At 51.2% G+C, this 26382-nt stretch carries 24 protein-coding genes; 4 read left to right on the forward strand and 20 right to left on the reverse strand.

Going from position 1 to position 26382, the window contains the following annotated elements:
- Positions 1-18: 18 nt before the first annotated feature.
- Both AC07OI_RS09050 and AC07OI_RS09055 read left to right on the forward strand, forming a co-directional pair.
- Entirely contained in the window at positions 19-567 is a 549-nt protein-coding gene (locus AC07OI_RS09050; RefSeq protein WP_495256978.1) for a carboxymuconolactone decarboxylase family protein, read from the forward strand.
- Between the two features lie 68 nt (positions 568-635).
- Entirely contained in the window at positions 636-1193 is a 558-nt protein-coding gene (locus AC07OI_RS09055) for a redoxin domain-containing protein (RefSeq protein ID WP_492704485.1), read from the forward strand.
- Positions 1194-1225: 32 nt separating this feature from the next.
- Here AC07OI_RS09055 and AC07OI_RS09060 read toward each other — a convergent pair whose 3' ends face one another.
- From AC07OI_RS09060 to AC07OI_RS09080, 5 genes are all read right to left on the reverse strand, one after another.
- On the reverse strand, positions 1226-1573 hold the full coding sequence (locus tag AC07OI_RS09060; protein WP_495256979.1) for a hypothetical protein: 348 nt from the start codon (positions 1571-1573) through the stop codon (positions 1226-1228).
- Between the two features lie 15 nt (positions 1574-1588).
- Positions 1589-2104, reverse strand: coding sequence for a hypothetical protein (locus tag AC07OI_RS09065; protein WP_495256980.1), 516 nt, complete (start codon positions 2102-2104; stop codon positions 1589-1591).
- 95 nt (positions 2105-2199) lie between these two features.
- Positions 2200-2697, reverse strand: coding sequence for a hypothetical protein (locus AC07OI_RS09070; RefSeq protein ID WP_495256981.1), 498 nt, complete (start codon positions 2695-2697; stop codon positions 2200-2202).
- A gap of 81 nt (positions 2698-2778) precedes the next feature.
- Positions 2779-3972 (reverse strand): amino acid aminotransferase, encoded by a 1194-nt coding sequence (locus AC07OI_RS09075; protein ID WP_492704489.1) that lies wholly within the window; start codon positions 3970-3972, stop codon positions 2779-2781.
- A gap of 259 nt (positions 3973-4231) precedes the next feature.
- On the reverse strand, positions 4232-7504 hold the full coding sequence (locus AC07OI_RS09080; protein WP_495256982.1) for an amidohydrolase family protein: 3273 nt from the start codon (positions 7502-7504) through the stop codon (positions 4232-4234).
- Between the two features lie 246 nt (positions 7505-7750).
- Between AC07OI_RS09080 and AC07OI_RS09085 the strand changes: the two genes are divergently transcribed.
- Complete coding sequence (locus AC07OI_RS09085) at positions 7751-11647, forward strand: ATP-binding protein (protein ID WP_495256983.1); 3897 nt, start codon at positions 7751-7753, stop codon at positions 11645-11647.
- A gap of 5 nt (positions 11648-11652) precedes the next feature.
- Here the strand turns inward: AC07OI_RS09085 and AC07OI_RS09090 are convergent, their stop codons facing one another.
- Positions 11653-12804, reverse strand: coding sequence for a CaiB/BaiF CoA transferase family protein (locus AC07OI_RS09090; RefSeq protein WP_495256984.1), 1152 nt, complete (start codon positions 12802-12804; stop codon positions 11653-11655).
- A 27-nt stretch (positions 12805-12831) separates the two neighbouring features.
- Positions 12832-13974 carry an acyl-CoA dehydrogenase family protein gene (locus tag AC07OI_RS09095; protein WP_495256985.1) on the reverse strand — a complete coding sequence of 381 codons (1143 nt, stop codon included), beginning with the start codon at positions 13972-13974 and terminating at the stop codon, positions 12832-12834.
- Between the two features lie 141 nt (positions 13975-14115).
- Between AC07OI_RS09095 and AC07OI_RS09100 the strand changes: the two genes are divergently transcribed.
- On the forward strand, positions 14116-14772 hold the full coding sequence (locus AC07OI_RS09100; protein ID WP_492704494.1) for a TetR/AcrR family transcriptional regulator: 657 nt from the start codon (positions 14116-14118) through the stop codon (positions 14770-14772).
- Positions 14773-14775: 3 nt separating this feature from the next.
- Here AC07OI_RS09100 and AC07OI_RS09105 read toward each other — a convergent pair whose 3' ends face one another.
- The 13 genes from AC07OI_RS09105 to AC07OI_RS09165 all read right to left on the reverse strand — a co-directional run bounded on the left by AC07OI_RS09105 (position 14776) and on the right by AC07OI_RS09165 (position 26376).
- Complete coding sequence (locus AC07OI_RS09105) at positions 14776-15768, reverse strand: hypothetical protein (RefSeq protein ID WP_495256986.1); 993 nt, start codon at positions 15766-15768, stop codon at positions 14776-14778.
- A gap of 40 nt (positions 15769-15808) precedes the next feature.
- The gene (locus tag AC07OI_RS09110; RefSeq protein ID WP_492704496.1) at positions 15809-16183 is read right to left on the reverse strand and encodes a hypothetical protein; all 375 of its coding nucleotides are present in this window, start codon (positions 16181-16183) and stop codon (positions 15809-15811) included.
- A 237-nt stretch (positions 16184-16420) separates the two neighbouring features.
- Positions 16421-17851, reverse strand: a complete 1431-nt coding sequence (locus AC07OI_RS09115; RefSeq protein ID WP_495256987.1) for an aldehyde dehydrogenase family protein — start codon at positions 17849-17851, stop codon at positions 16421-16423.
- A gap of 65 nt (positions 17852-17916) precedes the next feature.
- Positions 17917-19209, reverse strand: a complete 1293-nt coding sequence (locus tag AC07OI_RS09120) for an FAD-dependent oxidoreductase (RefSeq protein WP_495256988.1) — start codon at positions 19207-19209, stop codon at positions 17917-17919.
- A 2-nt stretch (positions 19210-19211) separates the two neighbouring features.
- Positions 19212-19496, reverse strand: a complete 285-nt coding sequence (locus tag AC07OI_RS09125) for a 2Fe-2S iron-sulfur cluster-binding protein (protein ID WP_492704499.1) — start codon at positions 19494-19496, stop codon at positions 19212-19214.
- Positions 19489-20616 (reverse strand): NAD(P)/FAD-dependent oxidoreductase, encoded by a 1128-nt coding sequence (locus tag AC07OI_RS09130; RefSeq protein ID WP_495256989.1) that lies wholly within the window; start codon positions 20614-20616, stop codon positions 19489-19491. Before AC07OI_RS09130 ends, AC07OI_RS09125 begins: the two co-directional genes overlap by 8 nt.
- A 41-nt stretch (positions 20617-20657) precedes the next feature.
- Positions 20658-21554: a dihydrodipicolinate synthase family protein gene (locus AC07OI_RS09135; protein ID WP_492704501.1), complete on the reverse strand. Its 897-nt coding sequence runs from the start codon at positions 21552-21554 to the stop codon at positions 20658-20660.
- A gap of 325 nt (positions 21555-21879) precedes the next feature.
- The gene (locus AC07OI_RS09140; RefSeq protein WP_495256990.1) at positions 21880-22482 is read right to left on the reverse strand and encodes a HupE/UreJ family protein; all 603 of its coding nucleotides are present in this window, start codon (positions 22480-22482) and stop codon (positions 21880-21882) included.
- Positions 22483-22502: 20 nt separating this feature from the next.
- The gene (gene ureG, locus AC07OI_RS09145; RefSeq protein ID WP_492704503.1) at positions 22503-23147 is read right to left on the reverse strand and encodes an urease accessory protein UreG; all 645 of its coding nucleotides are present in this window, start codon (positions 23145-23147) and stop codon (positions 22503-22505) included.
- A 24-nt stretch (positions 23148-23171) separates the two neighbouring features.
- Positions 23172-23852 carry an urease accessory protein UreF gene (locus AC07OI_RS09150; RefSeq protein ID WP_495256991.1) on the reverse strand — a complete coding sequence of 227 codons (681 nt, stop codon included), beginning with the start codon at positions 23850-23852 and terminating at the stop codon, positions 23172-23174.
- A gap of 2 nt (positions 23853-23854) precedes the next feature.
- Positions 23855-24373, reverse strand: coding sequence for an urease accessory protein UreE (gene ureE / locus AC07OI_RS09155; RefSeq protein WP_495256992.1), 519 nt, complete (start codon positions 24371-24373; stop codon positions 23855-23857).
- 3 nt (positions 24374-24376) lie between these two features.
- Positions 24377-26074: an urease subunit alpha gene (gene ureC, locus AC07OI_RS09160; RefSeq protein ID WP_495256993.1), complete on the reverse strand. Its 1698-nt coding sequence runs from the start codon at positions 26072-26074 to the stop codon at positions 24377-24379.
- The gene (locus tag AC07OI_RS09165) at positions 26071-26376 is read right to left on the reverse strand and encodes an urease subunit beta (RefSeq protein ID WP_495256994.1); all 306 of its coding nucleotides are present in this window, start codon (positions 26374-26376) and stop codon (positions 26071-26073) included. The genes ureC and AC07OI_RS09165 overlap by 4 nt, the downstream gene beginning before the upstream one ends.
- Positions 26377-26382 lie beyond the last annotated feature (6 nt).

The raw sequence follows: 26382 nt of genomic DNA on the forward strand, positions 1-26382 counted from the left end.
ACCCAAAAAGGAATCACCATGTCCAATGTTCAACTCATCAATCTCAAAGAAACATCTGGTACACGTCATGCCATTTTGAATGACATCAATACCGCTTTTGCTGCCACGCCAAATATGTTCCGCGCAGTCGCCAACTCTACTGCGGCCCTTAATAGCATGTGGTCTTCGTTTGCGGCCCTGGGTAACGGCGTCATCCCGGCAAAACTGGGAGAGCAAATTGCAGTGGTAATTGCAAACTACAATCAATGCGAATACTGCCTGGCGGCGCACACAGTTCTGGGGCAAAAAGCAGGTGCCAGTGGTGCAGAAATGGCAGCAGCCCAGTCAGGCAATTCGCATGATGCGAAAACTGATGCCGTATTGAAATTTGTCTTGAAGGTAGTCAACCAGCGGGCGAAAATCAGCCAGGATGACGTCAAAACACTGCGGTCACATGGCTATGATGATGAACATATAGTCGAAATCATGGCGCACGTCGCACTCAACCTGTACACCAACTATATCAATGTGGCGCTGGATGTTCCTGTGGATTTTCCAAAGATTAAACTGACCACCGCATCAGCATAATTTAATCAGGCTTTTTCTGAGTGCGGACAGCTCCGCACTCAATTCAAATGAAAGTAGAGGAAATGAGAATGTCTATGATCAACAACATCGCACCTGAGCTAATCACTTCAGACTGGCTCAATACTGATACTGCGATCAGCTTGCAATCTTTACGCGGCAAAGTCGTATTTCTGCATAGTTTTCAAATGCTATGCCCTTCCTGCGTCACACATGCATTACCCCAAGCAAGCGCAGTAAGAAATGCATTTTCGCAGCAAGAGCTTGCAGTCATAGGATTGCATACAGTGTTTGAACATCATCAAGTGATGGGTAAAGCAGCTTTACTAGCCTTCGTCCATGAGTACCGATTAGGTTTTCCAATTGCTATCGATATGCCAGATCCGCTCAGTGGAATACCTTTGAGCATGCAGAAATATGGCCTGCACGGTACGCCCAGCATTTTGCTCATAGACAGACAAGGACGCGTCAGATTTCATCACTTTGGTCATATTGATGACCTTAAACTGGGCAGCATGCTAGGTCAGTTGGTGGCGGAAACAGATGCCACAAAAAAGCTTGTCTCCGCGAATAACGGCAAACCCAACCAAGCCATTGGGTGTAATGAAAATTCGTGCAGTTTGCCTTAGAAAAATCGCCTTAGAAATGTGCTAAATAAGCTTCAGGAATTCATGACAGGAACAGGTAACACCAGATTGGTCGCCTTGGAAATTGCAGTCCACAGTACACCGACGACTGCATTCCAGACTTTTTCTATGGTGACCATCAGCAAACCGCGCAAGGTTTTGGCGAAACTCAAAGCCATATCTTCCAGCCCATCCAGAAAGAATTGCTGTGTTTCACTGGTAATTTGCTTGGTCAATATGCCGGTACTGACCAGTTCAGCCTGTTGCGCAATTGCCTTTAATTGTTGCTGCGTAAATCCGCGCAAGGTAGTCACATCAGCTTGTAGCACACCAGTTGCAGCTGCCTGCATATCAGTAACGAGTTGGTCAAGATCGAGTGCCATATCTGTTCCCCAGAATTAACGTTGCAAGAAATTTTCGTAAGTAATTGCCTGATCCAGATAGATCACAGCCTGCCCTTTGAAGGCTTGCGCCTCAAAAGCAGTCACACCCTGCAACCTGTCGGTATCGCGCATTTTACCCAGGGTTTCAGAGACTTTTTTTATTGCATAAGCACTAGGTGGCGTGCTGTCGTCATCTGTCATAGCCGTGCTGCCGCGCTTGTCCAGTACCCGATTGATGGCGTCAGTGACTCTGTTCTTGGGCACAGGTCTGGCACCGGCTTGCAAACTTAAAGCGTCAAACCGGCCTATCAGGGAATTGTATTGATTTTCACGGGTGGGGAAACTGTTTTTATCAGTTCCGTTAGAGACGTTGGCAAACAAAATCATGGTATCGGTATTGGCTGCGCCAAGTCCATCAACGACAGCCTTATCGTAGCCAGGTGCCAATTGAACCGCACATCCTGCCAATGTGATGCAAGACAGCAACAGGCAAAACTGTAGCTTAAACAAAACCGATTTTAGCTGCTTCATATGTCACCACATCCGTATATATAGATACAGAATATTAACACTTTGAAATGTAGTTTCAAGTGGCTGCGAACAACATCAATCGAGATTGCACATGTTTATTTTTTCGATTTGCTTTCCAATTCTGGCTTGAATGAACTGGCAATACGTTTGGTCGCCTCATCGTATTTATCTCTGTTAGCGGCAGCATAAGTCCATTCCAGAATGCTGCACCAGCCACCATCAATGACGACCTTGTCATAAAAAATATTGTCAGCTTTGGTTCCGGAAACAACAGCGAATGATTTACCCTTGGCGCGATAAGTGATTTGCCTGCCATCTTTCTTTTGCAGCTTATTAGCCCTGGCGATAAATTCTTCTGGAGTGGTGTCCAATTCATCAATGCAGGCTCTCGCATACACACGCAATTCAGCATCTGTATTGGCCGAACTGAATACCTGACCATCACCATTCGCAGCTTCGCCTTGTGGTTTCAGGTAGTCAGGATAATCGACGACAAAGCCGTAGCGTTTATTGACATAAGTCTTGTATGCGGCATCGGCGCTTGCCTCGGTACAGAACAGCACCAAAGGCAAAAATAGTAAATATCTGGGCATATCAATGCAGATTTTTGGGAGGGCGTACGGACTCAAAATGCAAAAATCCCCCGCCTCAAGAAAGCAGGGGACCGGGCAGACTTAAGCCAGAACAGCGGCAATCGCGCTAGCAGTCGCTTCAACGTTACCAGTATTCAAGCCAGCGATACACATACGGCCAGAACGTACCAGGTAGACACCGAACTCTTCTTTCAGGCGATCACACTGCTCAGCAGTCAAGCCTGTGTAGCTGAACATACCACGCTGCGTCAGGAAGTAACTGAAATCACGGCCTGGCAATTTTGCAGCCAGCACATCATGCAATTTACGGCGCATGAGCTGAATACGGTCACGCATGGCAACGACTTCTGCTTCCCACATAGGACGCAGTTCAGGGTCACTCAATACACGGGCAACCAACTGACCGCCGTGCAGTGGCGGGTTGGAGTAATTGCGGCGGATAGTTGCCTTCATCTGGCCCAGCACATTCACTGCCTGTGCCGCATCCGGGCAAACCACGCTGAGGGCGCCGCAACGCTCGCCATACAGGCTCATGCTCTTGGAGAAGGAATTGGCAACGAAGAAGCTCAAACCCTGGTCGGCCAGCAGGCGCACGGCATAGGCATCTTCTACGATACCGTCGCCATAGCCCTGGTAAGCCAAGTCGAGGAAGGCGATCAGTTCACGCTCTTTCAATACCGGCACCAGTTGTTGCCATTGCTCCTGCGTCAGGTCTACACCAGTAGGATTATGGCAGCAGGCATGCAGCAGGACGATGCTTTTCTTTTCTGCGGCTTTCAATGCTTCTATCATGGCATCAAAACGCAAGCCACCAGTTGCTGCATCATAGTAAGGATAGGTTTTAACAGTCAGACCACAACCTTCGAATACTGCCTTGTGGTTATCCCAGGTAGGATCGCTGACCAGCATGGTCGATGTGGGGAAATAACGTTTGATGAAATCACCGCCAACCTTCAGGCCACCGCTGGAACCAACCGCCTGGATAGTTACGACACGGCCAGCTTTGACTGCCGCACTGTCTGCACCAAACAAAAGTTCCTGCACAGCCGTGCGGAAATTTGCTGCGCCTTCCATAGGCAAATAAGGACGGGCACCGGCATCTGCCACAACCTTGTGTTCTGCTGCACGCACGGACGGCAACATGGGAATCTTGCCAGCATCGTCAAAATAAATACCGATAGACAAATTGATCTTGTTGGTACGCGGATCTTTACCAAAGGCCTCGTTCAAGGACAAGATAGGGTCGCCAGGATAGGCTTCGACGTGCTGAAACATGATAGAACTCCAGATGGTTGGACATAGAATCAAGGCTGCAAAGTCGGTAATTAAATATCATTAAAGCAAGATAAAATGCACCAGACTAATGCGTCAAACCTCTATTGTGACACATGCCATCTGCAAATTAGGATACAGGCTGTTTGAATAGCTGAATCAAACTGTATGTTTAGCTGATGAAAGATATAAAAAATGCAGCTATTTTTAATCAATAGCTGCATTCTTCATTCACGATCAAACCCAGTAGCTCATCCGGGTATCAATGGCCATGCGCATGCTCATCAGCTTCTATAGGCATTTCACCACCGCCCTTGCCTTCAAAAAAGAAAGTCTTACGCACTTTTTTGGTTTTACCCACTTCATTCAAAGTACCTGATTCATACAAACGCCCATTCAGCATGACATGACTGAGTTTGTCTGATTGCCGTATGTCTTTGAGTACATCACCATCAATAATCATCAGGTCAGCCAATTTGCCCACTTCCAGAGAACCGATGTCCTTATCCATGCCCAGATAACGTGCGCCATTGATGGTACCGCTGCGTATTGCCTCCATCGGTGTCATGCCGCCTTTGACCAAGGTCCACAATTCCCAGTGCGCTGCCAGGCCTTCACGTTGTCCATGTGCACCCAGATTGACAGGAACACCGGCCCGTTGCAGGGCCGTTGCAGTCTGCGCCACCTTGATGACATTGAAGTCTTCTTCCGGTGCGGTTTCACGTCTGACGCTACGTGGCTCAAGTACTGAACGTGGAACATATTTACTCAGGAGTGGATGCTTCCAGACATCGGTATGGGCATACCAGTAGTGCTCGCCATCCAGGCCGCCGTAGGCGACTCCCAGTGTCGGGGTATACCCTACCTGCGTCTGCGACCACAGTTGCTTGACATCGTCATAGACTTTTTCTACTGGCAAGGCATGCTCAACGCCAGTATGACCATCGACTACCATGCTCATATTGGTCTGGAACAGCGAACCACCTTCAGGCACCACCATCATTTGCGTCTGGCGTGCAGCTTCCAGAACTTGCTGGCGTTGCTCGCGCCTTGGCTGGTTATAGCTCTTGACTGAAATCGCGCCCGCTGCCTTGAGACGCTTCAGATGCGTCAAGGCATCATCGAGATTATTCACGATAGCGGCGAAATTACCCTTGGCACCGTAGAGTATGGTACCGGTAGAGTAAATGCGTGGTCCCAATACCTGTCCGGCTCTTTGCAATTCACTTTGCGTGAATATTTCGCCCGTGTCGTTCGACGGATCATGGATAGTCGTCACCCCAAAAGCCAGCGAAGCATAATTAACCCAGCTTTGTTGCGGGATGATGCCGCTCTCACCCATGCTGCCATGCCAGTGCACATCGACCAGGCCGGGCAAGATGGTTTTTCCTTTAGCATCAATCTGGGTTGCTCCTGCAGGTATGGCCACATCGGCAGATTTGCCGACGCCGACGATACGGTTATCCTTGACGACGATACGGCCATCTTCGATGACTTCTTCGCCTTTCATGGTGACGATTCTGGCACCGGATATGACTGTATAGCCATTCGGTTTGTCAGCCGCCTGGCGGAAGCCTATCTTTTGCCCCTGCTCTGCTGGCTTAGGCAACTCGGCAGGTGCGCCCGGCACGAAAGCAAAAGCATCTTTCAATTCACGGCTGAATAATTCATCGCCGAGAGAAAAGTTGATACGCTTGCTGTCGCCGGACCAGTGCAGGTATTGACCGGCATTCACATCCAGTTGCTTGACTGGCAGCGCGTCCATTTTCTGACCTATGGTGACTGCCTTGCCAGCCAGTGGTAAGGGTGTCACATAAGCATGGTAACGTTCGCCAAAAGCCAGCCATTCACCATCTGGCGAAATCGCAAATTCACCGGCAAACTCACTTTTTGCGACTGGCTGCTCAGGCTTGCCATCCAGAGCTACGCGTACCAGCGAAGTGGTCCAGTCAACTTCACCGGTATATTGTGTACGGGTGACATACACTGCCTGCCCATCCTTGCCAAATTGTGGTGCACCTCCCTCTTCCGTCAACAGGCGCGGCTCGGACTTACCATCTGCATTCGTCAGGAACACGCCTGTTTCCATGCCATGCCAAGGCGTAGTCAGGTAGCCCCCCTTGGCTTTGACGTAGGCAACTTGTTTGCCATCAGGTGAAAAACGCGCTTGCAGGTATTTACCCGGGGCCTTGGTCACAATGGTTTCCTTGCCGTTGGCAAGCTCTACTGTTCTGACGGCACCTAGCTTTTCATCATTCCAGCTACTGAACACCACAGATTTACCATCACGTGAAAAGCTGGGGAAGAATTCAAAATGCGTGTTTTGCGTAGTCAGGCGACGCGGCGTGCCATTTGGCAGGTCTTTGACATAGATATGTCCCAGCGCCGAGTAGACAACTTTATCCCCCTGCGGGGCGACATTCACCCAGCGTAGCTGATGCACATCAAACTGGTCAGGCGCGACTTCTTGCGGGAAGCGCAAGGCACTGCGCACTTCCCTTGTATCTTGCACATGGAAAGGAATATCGACTGCTTTGCGGCTGAATGGATCGAGACGCCACAGTTTACCCTTGGCCCAGACCACAATCTCCTTGCTACCAGGCATCCAGGCAAAGGCTGGATACACACCTTGAATAGCCCAGGCTTCTTGCATGTCACGCTCCAGCTCTGGCCAGGCTGCTGTTTCTTCGCCCGTCTGCAGATTTTTCAGAAACAAGGCCGACTGGTTGCGAATGCGGCGCACAAAGGCCAGGTACTTGCCATCCGGCGAAGGCACGGGACGCACTGCGCCGCCAGGGCCACTGACAAAAGCTTTGACCTTGCCATCTTGTAGATCACGGCGGAAAATCTGGTAAATCTGTCCGTTGGAATTTTTGTTGTATTCAAAGGACGTGCCTGGCGTCGTGTCTTGCGAATAATAGACATAACGGCCATCTGGTGAAAATGCCGGCTCACCCAGGTCTTTTTGCCAGTTTGGTTTTTCATTCAATTGCACGCCTGTGCCACCACTCTGATGATACAGCCAGATTTCGCCAGAACCCAGTGAGCGGGTACCGGTATAGTGCTTGCGCGCCGCAATATACTGCCCATTAGGATGCCAGACTGGATTATTCAAGAGGCGGAAATCTTCTTTGCTGACTGCATGCGCATTGCTGCCATCGACATTCATGACCCAGACATTGTCACCACCACCAGCGTCAGACATATAGGCTATCTGTTTGCCATCTGGTGAGAAACGCGCCTGCATTTCCCAAGCCATGGAATGCGTCAAGGCCTTGGCTTCGCCGCCAACTATAGGCAGAGTATATAGATCGCCGAGCAAATCAAACACCAGTTGCTTGCCATCCGGACTGACATCCACACTCATCCAGGTGCCGGTACGGGTATCAATATTGACTGTCTTACTTTCGCCGGGAGGATGATTGACATCCCACTTCTTTTTCTCAGCTTCCGGCTTGGTGACTGGCTCTGCAGCCAATGCCGGCAAGCACAGCATGACAGCCCAGGCCAGCGGCAACAGTTTTGACACACGCATAGATTCTCCCTCTTGGATTATTATTTAATTTATCAGATTTCAAACTTGGCTACACTAATCAGCAGGCGATAATATATCAATAGAATATCAACCAAGTCGAATCAGATGCATTAGCTGCTAAAAAGTTCCTGTTTTGCTACTGACTAAACATCTACTCCTGCCGAGTTTGCAACAAAACCCTTCTCATAATCCTTCAAGCAGCTTGGCATAAGGTATGATTTGATCAATTCTATTTCGCCAGCGACCATGAATCTATTTGCCACTGAAGAAGAAGTAAACCAGCTTTCCAACAGGCTGACTTCGGCACAGGGGCTGGATAAATTCATCAGTCAATTGACGCTTGCCTGGTATCTGCGGCAAAGAGATAGCCAACGCGCTTCTGCGCTGGCAATGGCGGTACTGGCCGATCTTGCAGATCTGGAAGCACCTGAAACCCTGAGAAGGCAGTTTCATGCCCGACTGTGCCTGATCCGGGCAGAAATCGCTGCATTGTTTTGCGATAAAAAAAGCGCCGAACTCTTGCTGGCCGAAGCCATCACAGTCTTTAGTGACTTGAATGACAGCACCGGTCTGGGAGACGCCAGCCTGACTGACGCGGTACTGGCGCTGGAGCAAGGTGACCCGGCCAGAGAAGCACGTGCATGTGCAGCCGCAATAAGTTGGTACACCAGGGCTAATGACAGCCTCAGGCTTGCCATTGCCGAATCCTGGGTTATCTACGAACTGGCATTTTATGACCCACTGGCTGCATCGGTCAGGCACACAGCATTTGACAAACAATATCAGTATCGCGATCATCCCGCCGTCGCTGCACATCTGACAGCCGCATCTGGCGTAATTCAAGGCAGGCGTGAACCAGCACGGGCATCTGTTTATTATCTACAATCCAGTGAATTGGCTCGTCAGGCCGGCTTGATACGACTGGCGATCATTTCTGCTGGCAATTCTGGTGAATCCATGCAAACCGTCGGCGACCTCGAAGGCGCTGCCGGTGTCTTCGACTGGGCCGCCGAGCGTGCACATGAAACCGAATGGCCAGCCTTGATAGGTTATGCCATGTCCCATCTGGGTAGTCTGTTACGACAATTGGGGCAGTATGAGCGCAGCCAAAAAACCCTGGAAGAAGCGCTGAATGGTTTTTCCAGAACACCAGGCGGCATCAACAAGGCCATCGTTCATGCTGAACTGGCAGAATGCCTGCTCATGCAAGGTGAAATCGACAAGGCCGTTGCTGCTTTTAGTGAAGCAATTGCCCTGTTTCGAGCTGCCCATTCCATGGATGACCTGCCGCAGGCACTGATACGTTATGCGCGGGCATTGTCAGTGTCGGGCCAGGCCGATGCTGCACTGGCCGCCATCGCTGAAGCCAAATCGCTGATACACCAGCACCAGTTCACTGCGCTTGGTGTCACCCTGAACCAGACACTGGCCGAGATACATGCGCGTCATATCATTACCATGCCAGAAAAAATGGATGCGCCGAATGCCATCATTCATTATCTGGAAGAATCCTTGCAGACAGGTGAACTGACTGAAGGCTGGCAAGCCAGTACAGAGTTACTGATGGCGCTGAGTGACGCCTGGGCCGACGTCGGTGACAGCAATAAAGCCTTGCAGTACGCACGACAAGCCATTACAGCGGAACAGCGCGAAAGCAAAAAGCAGGCGAATAACCGCACCGCCATGGCACAGGTCAGGCATGAAACCGAATTAATACGCGCCGAGGCCGAACAGCACAGACTGGTTGCCGTATCCGAAGCGCGCCGGGCTGCGACTTTGCAGGAGGCCGGTGCAACGCTGGAACGTCTGGGCCGCATAGGCCAGCAAATCACCTCCAACCTGGAACCTGAGGCAGTTTTTGAAGCTATTCACTTCCATCTCAAAGATTTACTGGATGCGACTACCTTCATCATCTACATGCTGTCACCAGATGGACAAATGCTGACACAGGCTTTTGGCATAGAAGAAAACCTGCCCCACCCCTATCACGAAGTCGAGCTGACAGATGAGCGCGCCTCCAGTGCACGCTGTGTACGCGAAAGACGGGAAATCAAGCTGGAACTGCGGCCAGATAATGATTTCCCTGTCGTGCCTGATACACTGGAAACCCTGAGTCTCTTATTTGCCCCCCTCAGCATTGGAGACCGCATCCTGGGTGTCATGAGCATACAGACGCCGCGTGAATATGCCTATGGTGAAAGGGAATGCCTGATCTTTCGCACGCTTTGCTCTTACGGCGCAATTGCACTTGACAATGCCAATGCCTATCGTGAGCTACGCCTGACCCAGCAGCAACTGGAATCTGCCAGCATGACAGAGAGGCAGGCGCGCAAGAAAGCAGAGGATGCGACAAGATTAAAAAGTGAATTCCTGGCGAATATGAGCCACGAAATCCGCACGCCCATGAATGCAGTCATAGGCCTGGCCCATCTTGCCTTGCAAACCAGGCTGACACCCAAGCAATACGACTATGTCAGCAAAATCCATCATGCGGGTGAATCGCTGCTGGGCATCATCAATGACATACTGGATTTTTCCAAGATAGAAGCTGGCATGCTGGATGTGGAGAATATTTCATTTGCCATCAAGGACGTGCTTAATAGTGTGTCCACCCTGACCAGCCAGAAAGCCATAGAAAAGCAAATCGCCTATATCATACACATTGCTGAGGAAGTACCCGCGCGCTTGCGTGGTGACCCGCTGAGGCTTGGACAGGTATTGACCAATCTGGTCAATAATGCCGTCAAATTCACTCCCGGCGGCGGTGAAATAGAACTCAGTGTCGTCAGACCACCAACAGCGTCCACAACGACTGATCTGACATTCTCGGTGCGTGATACTGGCATAGGCATGTCTGCCAAGCAGCAGCAAAGCCTGTTCCAGCCCTTTACTCAGGCTGATGGTTCAACTACCCGCAAGTATGGCGGGACTGGTCTGGGTTTATCAATCTCGCGTCGCCTGGTCGAATTGATGGGTGGGCAAATTGAAGTCCACAGTCAAGAGAATCATGGGTCTACGTTTTCATTCACTTTGCCACTTGAAATAGATTTCACTTTACACGCTGAATCAGAAGCGCGCCTGGAATCGCGTAATGCATACAGTGCCAATATCTCGGCACAAAACCATGCTGGTCGCCGCGTCTTGCTGGCGGAAGACAATCCCGTCAATCAGCAGATTGCCATTGAGCTACTGAGCATGGTAGGCATTACCGCTGATGTTGCCGACAATGGTGAAGAAGCGGTACGCCTGATCATGGCAAACGAGCCGGGATATTACGCCATGATATTCATGGATTTGCAAATGCCCATCATGGATGGCCATGAAGCTGCGGCAAAGATCAGGCAAGATGCTCGTATGGATGACACGCCCATCATCGCCCTGACTGCACATGCCGTTGGCGATATCCGTGAACGCTGCATGCGCGAAGGCATGCAGGATTACCTGACCAAACCCATACAACCTGACGCCTTATTCGCCATAGTCTCACACTGGATGGATACTGAGCATGAATTGCCGGTACCTGGCAGCCTGATTACCAGCACCGTCTTTGATGATGAGGACGCGGGATTCCCGCAATTCAATGAACTTGATACCAGCCTTGGCTTGCATTATATGGGCGGGCGTCACGAGTTTTATATCAACATGTTGCACAGGTTTGAACAAAGTCAGGCCGATACTTTGCATGAATTAAACAGGCTCATACAAATTAGTGAGTATGGCAATGCAGAACGACTAAGCCATACACTGAAAGGATTGGCTGGCAGCATAGGGGCCACGAAACTGCAAAAAATAGCAGCAGAGCTGGAATATAAACTCAGCAAGGAAGAAGGCAGGGAATTCATTCTGGAAACCCTGGAGCCACTTGCACAATCGCTCAATGCAGTACTCGATGAGTTAAAAGCTGTATTGCCGGGAATTTTACCCCAGCATGAAGAAATCATCGTCGATGAAGCCGAGGCAAAAAACATTGTAACCGAGCTGCGCAGCTTGCTGGCTGCCTCGGATGCTGATGCACAGAGCTTGTTTGAAGAAAACGAAACCGCAATTGCTACTCAATTCAATCCGGATGCCATGATACAACTCAGGCATTTCATGCATCAGTTTGAATTTGAATCCGCAGCAAAACTCATAGAGCAGCAATAACGGCCTCAAATCACCTGGTGTTCTTTTAAATGGGCGGTACGCTCTTCGCTCATCCCCCAATCTAGCAAAATTTCTGCACTATGCTGGCCTGGCGCTGCTGGCGGCCTGCTGATTTCTGGCGCGGTCCTGCTGAATCGCGGCGCAGGTGCTGGCTGCAATATGCCTTCAATATCAGTAAAATTGGCCCTGGCCAGATTGTGTGGATGTTCAGGTGCTTCTGCCATATCCAGTACTGGGGCAAAACAGATATCTGTTCCTTCCATTAATTCACACCATTGCTGGCGGGTCTTGGTCTTGAACAAAGCCATGCACTTTTCCTTCAGCTCCGGCCATTTCTGGCTATCCATTTGTGCATTGAATGCGGGATCAGTGATGCCTGCAAGTTTCAGCAACAAGGCATAAAACTGAGGCTCTATCGCGCCTATGGAAATGAATTTACCGTCAGCGCAGGCATAGGTATCATAAAAATGTGCGCCGCCATCCAGCATGTTCGCGCCACGCTGGTCTGACCATGCACCAAAAGCACGGAAGCCATAAATCATCGCCCCCAACAAGGCTGAACCATCGACCATGGCAGCATCCACCACCTGCCCCTTGCCAGAACTGCGTGCCTCCAAAGCAGCACAAACCACACCAAAAGCCAGCATCATGGCACCACCACCAAAATCGCCGACCAGATTCAAGGGCGGTGCTGGCGGCGTATCTGCCCGCCCCATGGCATGCAACATGCCGCTGAGGGCGATGTAATTCAGGTCATGCCCTGCCGCCTGCGCCAATGGACCGTCCTGGCCCCAGCCGGTAATACGCCCATATACCAGACGTGGATTGCGTTGCTGGCAAACTTCCGGCCCCAGACCCAGCCTCTCCATGACACCAGGCCGGAAACCTTCCAGCAGGATATCGGCACTGGCTACCAGATCCAGCAAGACGGTTTTGGCTTCTGGCTGTTTCAAGTCCAGCGCCAGCGAGCGCCGCCCTCTGGCCATGACATCATATTTGGTGCCCAGCATGGGGAAAGGATTATTTGCGCCCGGTGCCAGCTTGCGGTCTATGCGTATGACTTCTGCCCCCATGTCGGCCAACATCATGGCAGCAAAGGGACAAGGTCCCAGTCCTACCATTTCTATGACACGTATACCTTGTAAAGGTCCAGCCATGCTTTATTCTCCGCTTTTTATCCTGGTTTATAAGTTACGAGAAATGATCTCTTTCATGATTTCATTGGCACCGCCATAAATGCGCTGTACCCGCGCGTCGACATACATCTGCGCTATAGGGTATTCAAGCATATAGCCATAACCACCAAATAATTGCAGGCACTGGTCTATGACCTTGCACTGCAAATCGGATATCCAGTATTTGGCCATCGATGCCAGTTCGGTATCCATGCGCCCTTCCATCATATCGACTATACAGCGGTCGATAAAGGTACGGGCTATCGTTGCTTCGGTCTTGATTTCCGCCAACACAAAGCGGGTATTCTGCATCTCTATCAGTGCCTGGCCAAAAGCTTTGCGCTCACGGGTATGGGTAATCGTCAGATCCAGTGCCCGCTCTATGGCAGCGACGCCGGATACGCCCAGTATCGTGCGTTCATAAGGCAACTCAGTCATCAACTGGGTAAAACCCTTGCCTTCGACGCCACCGAGTACCCTGTCCAGCGGCACACGTACATCATCAAAGAACAACTCGCAAGTGTCCTGGCCCTTTTGCCCTATCTTTTCCAGTATGCGCCCTACCCGGTAACCCGGACAGTCTCTGGTTTCTACCATGATCAGTGACACGCCCTTGGCACCGGCTTCAGGATCAGTCTTGGTCACGACCACCACCAGATCGGCCATATAGCCATTGGAGATAAACGTCTTGGAACCGTTAATGACATAACTGTCGCCATCGCGTCTGGCGGTTGTGCGTACGCCTTTCAGGTCAGAGCCGGCACCGGGTTCAGACATGGCGATGGCGGCAATCATTTCACCTGAAGCCAGCTTGGGCAGGTATTTTTGCTTTTGCTCTTCCGTCCCCTGATTCAAAATATAATGGGCGACGATGGCATGTACGTGTATGCCAAAGGCCATATCACCAGCATAGGTCAATTCTTCAAACACGATCGATTGATGGGCAAAGCTGCCGCCAGAACCGCCATATTCTTCAGGTATGTCAGCCAGCAAGATCCCCATGGCACCGCCCTTGTCCCAGACATCGCGGTCTACATGTTGCTGTTTTTTCCAATGCTCCTGGTGCGGAGTGACTTCGGCAGCGACAAAGCGGCGTACTGCGTCGCGAAAAGTTTCCAGTTCTGGCGTCATCCAGCTTGGTTTGATTTGCATACTGTGTCTCCTATATTATGGTTTCAGGCTTTTTTGCCTGATTTTTCTGGGCTGATTGATGGCAGCTATGTTTAAGGTTACCATCAAGAGCTGTCAGAAAAGCGCACCACCACATTTTTTAGAAGACTATCCCCAATAGCAATGCCCAAAGAAATTACTACAGACGCGACAGAGCCAGCATTGCCCGCCTCAGAAACCGCAAAAAAGCGCGGCCGCCCTGTGCTGGACGAATCAGAAAGCATACGCCAGGATTTGATCAGGAAATCAGCACAACTATTCAGGAAAAAGGGTTATGACAACACCACCGTGCGCGACATCGCTGCGGCCGTAGGAATACAGTCAGGCAGCTGGTTTTATCACTTCAAGACCAAGCAGGACATCCTGGTCGCCGTGATGGAACAAGGCATGCAAAAATCACTGGAAGAAATAGAGAAGCTGACTTTGGCAGATTTGCCTCCGCGCCTGGCGTTTCAGCATTTGGTCAAAGTCCATCTGAATACCTTGCTGGCTCCCGAACATGATTTTATTGCGGTACTGTTGTACGAATGGCGCGCACTCGACAAACCGGCGCGCGCCCGTATCATTGCCCTCAAGGACAGGTATGAAGCTGCATGGGAAAAAGTCATCATAGACCTGCATGCCTCAGGGGATTGGGCCATGCCCACGCACATAGATAAATTGCTGATGTTTGGCACGCTGAACTGGACAGCGCAATGGTATAGACGCGGTTCAGGCATCAGCATAGATGAACTGGCAGAACAGGCGCTGCAGTTCATTTTGCGCACCAAACCTGAATAGAACTTATTCTTCCAGAGCCATTTCCAGTTTGCGCGTATCAATAATCAGCTTTTTACCCAGAAAAAGCTTATTCCCGACCATCCCACCTGCGCCCAGGCTGCTGATTGCCAGTTCTTGCAAGAAGCCCATATCCTGGATGTAACTGATCTCTTTCACAGGCAGCTTGATGCCTGCTACTGTTGCCTCTGCGCTGGTTTCTACCGTATGCGCGGTTAATACCTTGTCCCACGAACGAATGGGATAAGCCACGGGGCTGGCATCCTGCTTTGCCAGTCGCTGGAAAGTTTTTTCATTGCTTAACCAGGAAAAAGCGCTGGAACCGCTGTCATACATCACTGTTTTCTCTTCCCCATCAAAAGTAACAGGCATGACTATCCTGCGGCCAGAAAAACTGAAAGGCTGGAATTTGCTGCTTGCCAAATGCAAGCCTTTGCGTTCACGGGCAAATTGCACTATATCTTTTTTGAAGTCCAGCACTACTACCCTGCCATCAATCAAATCTGCACCTATGGTGCCGATTACTTCTACGCTGTCCTGACTCCAGTCAACACCTGCTCCTTCGCGCTGCATGATGGAAATATCTTTGGCCAGCACTTGCATATCACCGAGTTTGAAATTAACTGCGGCGAGCTTGTCGCCAGAATTCACAAATTGATATTTCTCGGCAATAGCCTTCCATTTATGAGAATAAAAGACGGTAGAGGGATGACCCAGATCAAACTGCATATAAAATATTTTTTCCTCGCTACTGCCAAAGTGTACTGGTAACAACAAGGCAGCATGATCAAGTGGCGGCAAAGGCAATGGGCGCGGTAGGGCACTCCACAAGATTTTCACTTCGCCACCGTCACCTGACAATTCTACTTGTGCAGGTGAAAGCTTGCTGTCAGTTGCGCAGGCTGAGAGGAACAAGGCCAGGCTCAAAAGCAAAAAGGAAGTAAGCCACTTCCTGTATTTGCCTGGCTTGACGGGATTAACGATGTCAAGCGTGTACATTTATTGACTCCACAAGCTATGGATATATCCAGAATTCAGTTCAGGCAGTTTTACGGCGTGAGAACAGGGCAACCAAACCCACCACCAACAAGACAGGGAAAAGCAAGGGCAGCAATGCCAGTGCCAGAGAACCCAATACTACAGCGAAAATCACGCATAACAATATTGCCACACCCGCCAGTACCATGCCAGTCAGGCCAAGAGCAAACACTACCGCCACTACAGCAACCCCACAGCCGAACAAAACGCCAAAGAAGCCAAAGAATCCACCTACGCCATCGATGTCGTCGCCGTCAATCTGCACATCGACACCATGAAAGGACGACATGACTATCACGGCAAAAACCAGGATGGACAAGAGGATAATGGCGATGCGCTTGTTTGAAGTGATGCGTGATGTGATAGCAGATGTCATGATGGGCTCCCTTTAGCTCAATTGTGAATTTGATGATTTCTTGTGTTCTGTGATTCGATGTAAGCATCTTATAAAAGAACATCAGGGGCTTCCATGGGCTTGCGACAGAATGCGCAAATCACGGCTTGAACAGTGATAAGGACGGAGGAATGGGACAAAAACAGGAAAAAACAGGCACTAAAAGCAAAAAAGCAGCTGCTAGCTGCTTTTTTTGCCTCCTACAGAGCGAATTCAAGATCAGCTACCGGTATAACTGGTCTTCATCGTAGTAAAGAATTCCACAGCTGCACTTCCCTGTTCACGGGCACCATAGCTGGAAGCCTTGCTGCCACCAAATGGAACATGGTAATCAACCCCAGCTGTAGGCAGGTTGACCATGACCATACCTGCGCGCGCATGACGCTTGAAGTGAGTTGCGTATTTCAATGAGGTCGTGCAAATCCCTGCTGTCAGGCCAAATTCAGTATCATTTGCCAGCTGCAGCGCGTGCTCATAATTTTTGGCTGGAATGACGGACGCTACCGGGCCAAAAATCTCTTCCCTGGTATGTTGCATGGCAGGATCACAGTCTACGAACAGGGCCGGATTCAGGAAATAACCGTCGGTATCACGCGATAGCCGTTCACCACCAAAGGCCAGTTTGGCACCTTCATCTTTGGCTATCTGTATATAGCGCAAGTCCTGGTCCAGTTGAGACTTGTCGACAACCGGGCCTATATCTATGCCTGTCTGCAAGGCATGTCCTACTTTCAGGCTCTTCAATTTATCGATCATCGCAGCAACAAATGCCGGATAGATTTTTTCCTCAACAATCAGGCGTGAAGATGCTGTGCAACGCTGGCCAGTAGAAAAATAAGAGCCTTGAATTGCTGCATTGACGGCCACATCCAGGTCAGCATCTGCCAATATCACCAGCGGGTTTTTGCCACCCATTTCCAGTTGCACCTTGGCGCGGCGTGCGGCGCAAGCTGCCAGCACCCTGCTGCCAGTACCGACGGAACCGGTAAAGCTGATGGCATCTACCCTGCTGTCTTTGCTCAAGGCTTCACCAACAATACGGCCAGGGCCAGACAAGAGATTGAATACGCCCGCAGGCAAGCCAGAACGGCTTATGATTTCTGCCATAGCCCAGGAGCAGCCTGGCACCAGCTCTGCTGGTTTCAAAATCACAGTATTGCCATAAGCAAGCGCCGGTGCAGCCTTCCAGGCTGGAATGGCTATGGGGAAATTCCAGGGGGCTATAATGCCAACAACACCTACCGGTTCGCGGGTGACATCAACATCCACACCCGGGCGCACCGAAGCCAGTTTGTCGCCGCGTATGCGCAAGGCTTCCTGTGCAAAGAATTTGAAGATGGCTGCTGCACGGCCAACTTCGCCTATCGCTTCTGGCAGGGTTTTGCCTTCTTCACGTGCCAGCAGGCTACCGAGCTCAGCTTTGCGCTCATTGATTTCTGTGCCTATCTTGTCGAGCGCGTCTGCCCTTTGCTGCACGCCAGAATTACGCCAGCCTTCTGCTGCATCACGCGCAGCGGCAATTGCCAGCTCTACCTGCTCATTACCCGCACTGGCGTATTCGCCAACTACCTCACTCAAATCAGAGGGACTGCGTGTGACAGTTACGTTTGCGCCGTCATGCCAGCTACCATTGATATACAGTTGTTTCATCTTTATTCTTCCTTATTTTTTCAATCTTGTTGTTCAGTCTTGCTTTTCAAGCGTATTGTTCAAGCTTATTGATCAACATTACCCGCCGTACCACTCAGTGCAGCGAGAGTTGAGGTTTTTGTCGGGAAAACCGGTTGTCTCAGCCCCGGAGCCTCCCAGCCAAACATGAACTGGCAGGCTGCACCACAAATACGCCCCTGACAGGCGCCCATCCCTGCCCTGGTCATCAGCTTTGCGGTACGCCAGTCACCATGTTCGCGCAATTGCCTGGCACTGACATCTTCACAGCGGCATACCAGCGTATCTGACTTGCATAACTTGCGCAGGCTGTCATCTGTGGCAAAACTCTGCTTGAGTAAATCCGCAAATTGCCTGGCATGGGCCCGGCGCGCAATATCATCTTGTTCAGCCGCCTGCCCAATCGCAGCCAAACCGGCAATGTGCCCTTCTGCCAAAGCCTTGTCAACACCGCCTATACCGCAAGCCTCGCCCGCCACCCAGACATCGGCACGCGTACTGGCCTGGTTGATATCAACCACGATACTGCCATCCCTGATTTCGCATCCCATCACGGTGCCGATTTCCAGATTGGGTAACAAGCCAAAACCGCAGGCAAGTAAATCACAACTCAAGTCAATTTTCTTGTCGCCATGCTGCAGACTGATGCCGAGCAGGCGTTGCTCGCCATGTGCCTTGATCACCCTGGCATTGTGTCGATAACGTACACTCTTGAGTTGCCAAAACAACTTCAGCGACTGTAGCAGCTTGCCGCGATGCGACTTAAGCAAGGCTAAGAAAAACTGTATCAAGTGTTCGCTTGTTTTTGTTTCGATGATACTGACTACGTGACCACCGGCACGTATCACCGTTTCTGCCACTGCCAGCAGCAAAGGCCCACTACCAGCAACGGCCACGCGCTTACCTTCCACTGGCATGCCGCCCTTGATCAAGGCTTGCAAGCCACCAGCACCAGTCACACCAGGTAAAGTCCAGCCGGGGAAAGGCAAGAGCAACTCACGGGCGCCGCTACAAATAATCAACTTATTCCATTTTAATTTCTGCGCCCCGTCTGCTGTCTCCAGCAGAAACTCTTTCTCAGCAGAGGCAGCAACAATACGCACGCCATACACCATGCGTACATTCAGGCAATTTGCCAGCGCCTGCCACAAATCATGCGCCCGCCCGTCACGCCATGCGCCTGGACCACCGCGCCAGATTTGCCCGCCAGGCGCGGGGTTTTCATCGATCACAGTGACGATGGATGATAGTTCAGCGGCGGCCAGCGCCGCTGCCAGGCCTGCCGGGCCAGCGCCTATGATAAGAACATCCGTGGAAAACGGTAAGATCGCTGATACCATCGTCAGACTCCCAAACCAGCGGTTTCAGTATTAATCACCATGCCTGAGCGACAGTATTCCTGGCAAGCCAGTTTATGCGGCTGACCATTGATACGTACCCGGCATTCCTGGCACACGCCCATGCCGCAAACAGCAAAGCGCGGCTGGCCAGAAACCGACTGACGTGTCTGCATATTGTCATACCGCATCAGGGCCGCAGCCACACTCATGTCCGTCGTCGCCTCAAAGGGAGAGCCATTAATCCAGATTTTTGCAATTACTTCTTTGCCCGGATCGTGTTCACGCATATTTCAGCTCCTGCGCAAGGAAAAAACGTTCAGGCGAATAATGTTGATAATCTATTTCTCCTGCCCGTCCGGCAATCTGATCTGCCAGCATTTTTGCTGTCGCCATGGCCGTCGTCACACCCAGGCCTTCATGCCCAGCTGCCAGCCAGACGCCAGCCAGTTCAGGATGAGGCCCGATAATGGGATGACCATCAGGTGATGCCGGACGCATGCCTGCCCAGGCGCGTATGATTTGCATGTCGGCCAAGCAAGGTAATAGCGTCATGGCAGATTGCAATACTGCTCCCAGAGCCTTGGGATCCAGGCCATTATCTGTCTGCTGATCCTGTCTGCAAGAACCGATCAGCCATTGTCCGTTACTACGTGGTTGCACATTGGCAGCCACGGCCAGTGCATCGGCTGAGACTGTGGCCTGTCCATAATTCATGCTGACAATCTGATGTGAAAGACGACCAGGGTAACGATCAGTAATCGCCAGATGACCTTTGCGGCCAAACACGGCAATTTCAGGCAAGAGTTTAGCTACTTCGAGGCCTGCAGCGACGATGATGATATCTGCAGTCAGCTTGCTGCCATCAGCAAAAATCAACTGGTTTGCCGCTAGCTGCGCAACTCGCTTGCCCAGAATTACATTGCCACCACGCTTGACCAAAAGCTGAGCCATGAAATGCGCCAGCTTGGGTGGGTACACCACACTGTCGCCAAAGACTCTGACACCACCAGCAAGACCAGGGCGTAAAGCAGGTTCCAGTTTTTGCACCTGTTCACCAGTCAAGGCTTCTGCACGCCATAGCCGCGCATTCATTGCTTGCGCACGATGATGCGCCTCCGAAAGCTGGTCTTCGTTCTCTGCCACCCATAAGGTGCCACACTGGCTGACTTCTCCTATACCAGGAAATTCAGTGAAGAAGTCTTTCCACATGCGCAAAGAAAGCAGGCACAAGTCCAGCTCCTGCTCGCTTTCATCCAGAGCAACCAGATGTCCCATACCTACAGCGGTTACCCCACAACCGGGAGAAGCCGCATCAATCAAACTAACCTGATAGCCCTCTTCCTGCATTTTCAAGGCGCAGGTAGTGCCGACTATGCCAGCACCAATGACACACACTGTTGTCTTCATAGGCATGCTTCCTGCGCCATCACATTCACTAAAACAAACGATCAGTTAAACGTTGGCAAAACCGGACGATTGGCGAGGGAAGCGCTGACCACTTGCTCTACACGGGTGCGCAGAGCACCTTCCAGCGGCAGACGCGGGGCGCGCACGCGGTCATTGGAATCGATAGCCAGTGTTTCTACCAATTTGATGTTTTGCACCAGATAAGTGGACACATCCAGGTCCAGCAAAGGACGGAACCAGCGGTAGATATCCAGCGCCTCGTTATAACGGCCAGCCTTGATGAGACGGTAAATGGCGACTGTCTCATGCGGGAATGCCACAACCAGGCCAGCTACCCAGCCAGTTGCACCAGCAGTCAAGGCTTCAAAAGCCAGGTTATCTACACCAGTGAACAAGTCATAACGGCTACCCAGGCGGTTAATGATTTCTGTAGTGCGACGGATATCATCGGAAGATTCTTTTACTGCTACAAAACGGGCATCATCAGCCAGTTCTTCCAGCATGTCTGTCGTCACATCAACGCGATAAGCCAGACGGTTGGAGTAAATCATGACAGGTAAATCACCGGCAGCGGCGATGCTGCGCAGGGTTGCTACAGTCTCACGATGATTGGTGTGATAGATGGTGCTAGGGACAACCATCAAGCCATCAGCGCCAGCTTTGGCGGCTTTTTCTGCCAGGGCACAGGCATCACGTGTGGCTGCCTCGGCGACGGTCAAAATGGCAGGCTTGTTACCTGTTACTTCTTTCGTCAATTTCAGCACATCGATACGTTCGGCATGGGATAACAAAGGGCCTTCACCCAAAGAACCACAAGCGATCAGACCATCACAACCGGCATCCATCAAATAACGGAAACAGCGCTCCATTTCCTTGAAGTCCAGCGTATCGTCCTGGTTGAATTTTGTTGTAACTGCGGGAATGACGCCTTGCCACATGATATTTGCCTTGTCTCCGGATAAAACCGGTCAATTTTTGAAAATCAATCAAAGAACCTGATGCTGACAAATCGCGAAGAAATCGATCACAGTAAATATAAGCTATTTGCAAACTTATTTCACGCGCTGCCAGATTCGAACATGACAAAGTGTAAGCCCGCAAAGAGGCCCAGTCTTGATGTTTGTATGCATTTTGAAAGACGAAATCGGCACAGTCGATTATTACTGTGCGACAAGGGTAAGCCGGAGCCAGCAAGGCGCAGCAGGCAAGGAGAAACGTCTCTCCTTGCCTGGCAGATGAAATTTAATTAACTAATAATGCGTATCAGGCAAGAGCAGAAAGGAAAAAAGCACCTGCCACAGTGATCATCACTCCTGCGTAGCGTGGCAATGTGCTGGTCAGCATCTTTTGAGCTGCGTTGCTGGCAAACCAGCCCGCAGCATGAATCAGGGCCGTCGCCAGCACGAAACCGGCACCATACAACACGGCAGATTCATTCACTGGCATTTCCTGCCCATGGGCATAGCCATGCGCCACTGCAAATATGGACACTAAAGCCATTCCTGCACTAACAGGCAGCTTGACCGCAAAACTGATCAACAAACCAAGGATAAGCACCGAGGCTGCAATACCGTGCTCCACGCCCGGCAAGGCTATTCCGGCAAGGGCCAGTGTACCGCCAACGACCATCATCAAGGGAAAACTGGCCGGTATCTGCCAGGCTCGTGCATGTTTTTGTTGCGCCGCCCAGATACCTACGGCCAGCATGGCCAACATATGGTCAAATCCAGTGAATGGATGGAGAAAGCCGTCCTGCAAAGCATTCACAGAATGCAGCACACTATCATGCGCCAAGGCTGGCAATGAAATCATGGCGCAGCCCAGGGCCGCAACCACATACAGACAGCGCAATTTATTCAGTTTCATATTGATCTCCAGATTGAAAATTAGTTTTTGACTTCATCCAGCATGCCTTGCTGGCGAATGAAGCTGACGACTGCTTCCAGCCCGTCACCAGTACGCAAATTGGTAAATACAAAGGGGCGTTCGCCACGCATACGCTTGGCATCTTGTGCCATGATGTCGAGATTAGCCCCTACGTGCGGTGCCAGATCGGTTTTATTGATGATCAGCAGATCAGAGCGGGTAATACCAGGCCCTCCCTTGCGCGGGATTTTTTCACCACCGGCCACATCGATGACGTAGATGGTCAGGTCAGACAGTTCCGGGCTGAAGGTCGCAGCCAAGTTGTCGCCACCGGATTCCACCAAAATCAAATCAAGATCAGGAAAATCTGCGCTCATGCGGGCTATCGCTTCCAGATTGATGGAGGCATCTTCGCGTATGGCTGTGTGCGGACAGCCACCGGTTTCCACTCCCATCAAACGCTCGGCAGGCAAGGCATCGGCACGCAGCAGGATTTCCATGTCTTCCTTGGTGTAGATGTCATTGGTGATAACTGCCATTTCATACTGGTCGCGCATACTTTTGCATAGCATTTCGCACAATGCAGTTTTACCGGAACCGACAGGGCCACCTATGCCTACGCGTAAGGGATTTGGTTCTGGCAAGCTTAAATTTTGGGTGTTCATCTATTCGTTTCCTGTTTTTAATTTTTATGATCTGTACAAACGGCTGTACTGCACCTCATGCTGCATGGAAAGCAAAGACAAGCCTGGGGCCCAGTTCGATAATTGATCGTCTTCCAGTTCTTGCGCCAGCCTTGCTGCTTTTTCCAGCTCGGGTCGCAGCGATAGCAGCAAGCGTTGTCCTGAAACCTGGCCCAAGGGGATGGATTTCACGCCTACCAGCACCTGATTCTCTGCCCATGAAAACAGCATGCCCAGCAAAACTGACTCCGGCGGCACCTGCAAGGCAACTGCAGCAGCAGCCATGGCCGTGGGCAAAGGCAATTCGTGTTGTGCCAGTAAAATTGCCAGTAGCTCAGCATCAGCAATCTTCAAGTCGCTCACCAGCTTGCCCAGCGAATAACCCATTTGTATGCTCTCCGCCCGAAATTCTGCCGTGTCCCTGGCGGCAATGAACAAGCTGGTCCAGTGCGATACAGCAGTCAGGTTCCTGCTCTCAAAAGCCTGTAACAAGCGCCACAGTACCGGCGCCTCAAAACGGGCCACCACCTCATGCAGGCAATTGATGATCCATTCCCTGGCTGTGGCTTCGTTACGTACCAGGCCTTTTTCTATCGCCGCTTCCATCCCTTGCGAATAGCTATAGGCGCCGATAGGCAAAGACGGGCTGGCCAGTTGCAGGAGATGGAGTAAGGCCGCAGATTGCATGCTCAAGCCTTGTTGTCTGAAGGACGGTGTATGCGCTGGCGCAAAGGTATAGGTGCCAGTGGATTATGCGGATGCCCGTCATCCCCGCCATGATGATGGCCACCACCATAAGCACCTGATTCCGGCTCGAAGCTGGCCTGTTCTTCGGTGACGAGTGCACCCAATCCCTGCAACATTTCCTTTAGCACCGGGTCTTTGCGTATGCGCAAGAAGCCGTCGCCGACCTGCGCCTGGGTATGCCGGTTACCAAGGTGGAAGGCACAGCGCAATAAGTTAAAAGCAGTATCACATTCCACTTTATAGGTTGGTTCAGCAGCAGCAATAACTTCAACCACACGGCCATCATTGCCCAGCATAAGGTCACCATGGCGCATGACGGTACCACGCACGGTGAATACTGCTACATCTTCGCCGCTGGCAAGGGTGGCACGCAAACGGCTTTTTTCACGTAATTCATACGGCAAGACCAGTTGCCCGGCGATGCTGTCTGCAGTCGCTATCTTTGTTTGTAATGTCAGCATTGTTTAAAATAAAAAATAACGTTGGGCCATGGGCAGGATTTTTGCCGGCTCACACACCAGCAATTCACCATTGGCACGGACTTCATAGGTTTCGGAATCGACTTCCATTTTCGGCGTCAGGCTATTGTGTATCATGTCCTTCTTACGAATCTGGCGCGTGTTCTTGACAGCGATCAGGGTCTTGTTCAGCTTCAGTTGTTCTGCCAGACCGGCATCCAGCCCCGCCTGCGAGACAAAGGTAAATGACTTTTTCAGCCCACCACCAAAGGCTCCAAACATCATGCGGTAATGCACAGGTTGTGGCGTTGGTATCGATGCATTCGGGTCACCCATCTGGGCAGCGGCGATCATGCCGCCCTTGATGATCATTGATGGCTTAACACCGAAGAATGCCGGCTTCCACAAGACGATGTCGGCAATCTTCCCTACTTCCAGTGAGCCAACTGCATGGGCGATGCCATGGGTCAGCGCCGGGTTGATCGTGTATTTGGCGATATAGCGTTTGACACGGAAGTTATCGTGACGCGCATTGTCTTCTGCCAGCGAGCCGCGCTGTTGCTTCATCTTGTCTGCAGTTTGCCAAGTGCGCATGATGACTTCGCCTACGCGACCCATGGCCTGGGAATCGGAAGACATCATGGAGATGGCACCAATGTCATGCAAAATATCTTCAGCAGCTATGGTTTCGCGTCGTATGCGTGACTCGGCAAAGGCGATATCCTCTGCAATCGCCGGGTCAAGATGGTGGCAGACCATGAGCATGTCGAGATGCTCATCCAGAGTATTGACGGTGTAAGGCCGGGTAGGATTGGTGGATGATGGCAGTACATTCGCCTCGCCCACCGCCGCAATAATATCCGGCGCATGGCCACCACCTGCACCTTCGGTATGGAAGGTGTGGATAGTCCTGTCCTTGAATGCGGCCAGGGTGTGCTCCAGGAAACCACCTTCGTTGAGCGTATCGCTATGAATGGCAACCTGCACATCCATAGCGTCTGCCACGGTAAGGCAGTTATCGATGGCTTGTGGTGTCGTGCCCCAGTCTTCATGCAGCTTCAAGCCTATGGCACCTGCTCTGATCTGCTCTTCCAGCGGTAAAGGCAGGCTGACATTGCCCTTGCCCATAAAACCCAGGTTCATGGGAAAAGCATCTGCCGCCATCAGCATGGAATGCAAATGCCAGGGGCCAGGAGTACAGGTGGTTGCCGCCGTCCCGGTTGCCGGGCCGGTGCCGCCACCCAGCATGGTGGTAACGCCGCTCATCAATGCTTCTTCAATCTGCTGCGGACAAATGAAGTGGATATGCGAATCGATGCCACCAGCGGTCACGATCTTGCCCTCACCGGCAATGATCTCGGTCGCGCCGCCAATTGCCATGTCAACGCCGGACTGTATGTCAGGATTGCCAGCCTTGCCTATGCAGGCAATCAAACCATTTTTAATGCCAATATCTGCTTTGACGATACCCCAGTGATCAATAATGACCGCATTGGTGATGACCGTATCCATGACTTCTGCATGCGGCCTTTGCGACTGGCCCATGCCATCGCGTATCACCTTGCCACCACCAAATTTCACCTCTTCACCATAGATGGCAAAGTCTTTCTCGATTTCTATGAATAGATTGGTATCTGCCAGACGGATGCGGTCACCCGTAGTTGGCCCGAACATTTCAGCATAGGCATGACGTGAAATTTTCATAGCGCCCCCATGACTTTACCGCTGAAACCATAGACTTTCCTGTCACCCGCCAGGGCCACCAGCTCTATACTGCGTTGCTGCCCCGGTTCAAAGCGTATGGCAGTGCCAGCGGCAATATTGAGACGCATGCCATAAGCAAGCTGGCGCTCAAATTGCAGGGACGGATTGGTTTCAAAAAAATGAAAATGTGAGCCTACCTGTATCGGCCTGTCACCGCTATTGGCCACAGTAATGCTGACGACTGCACGACCCACATTCAGTTCTATGTCCCCATCCTCTATCAGGATTTCGCCTGGTATCATGGTTTT

The organism is Undibacterium sp. GW821-FHT07F11, assembly GCF_059418665.1.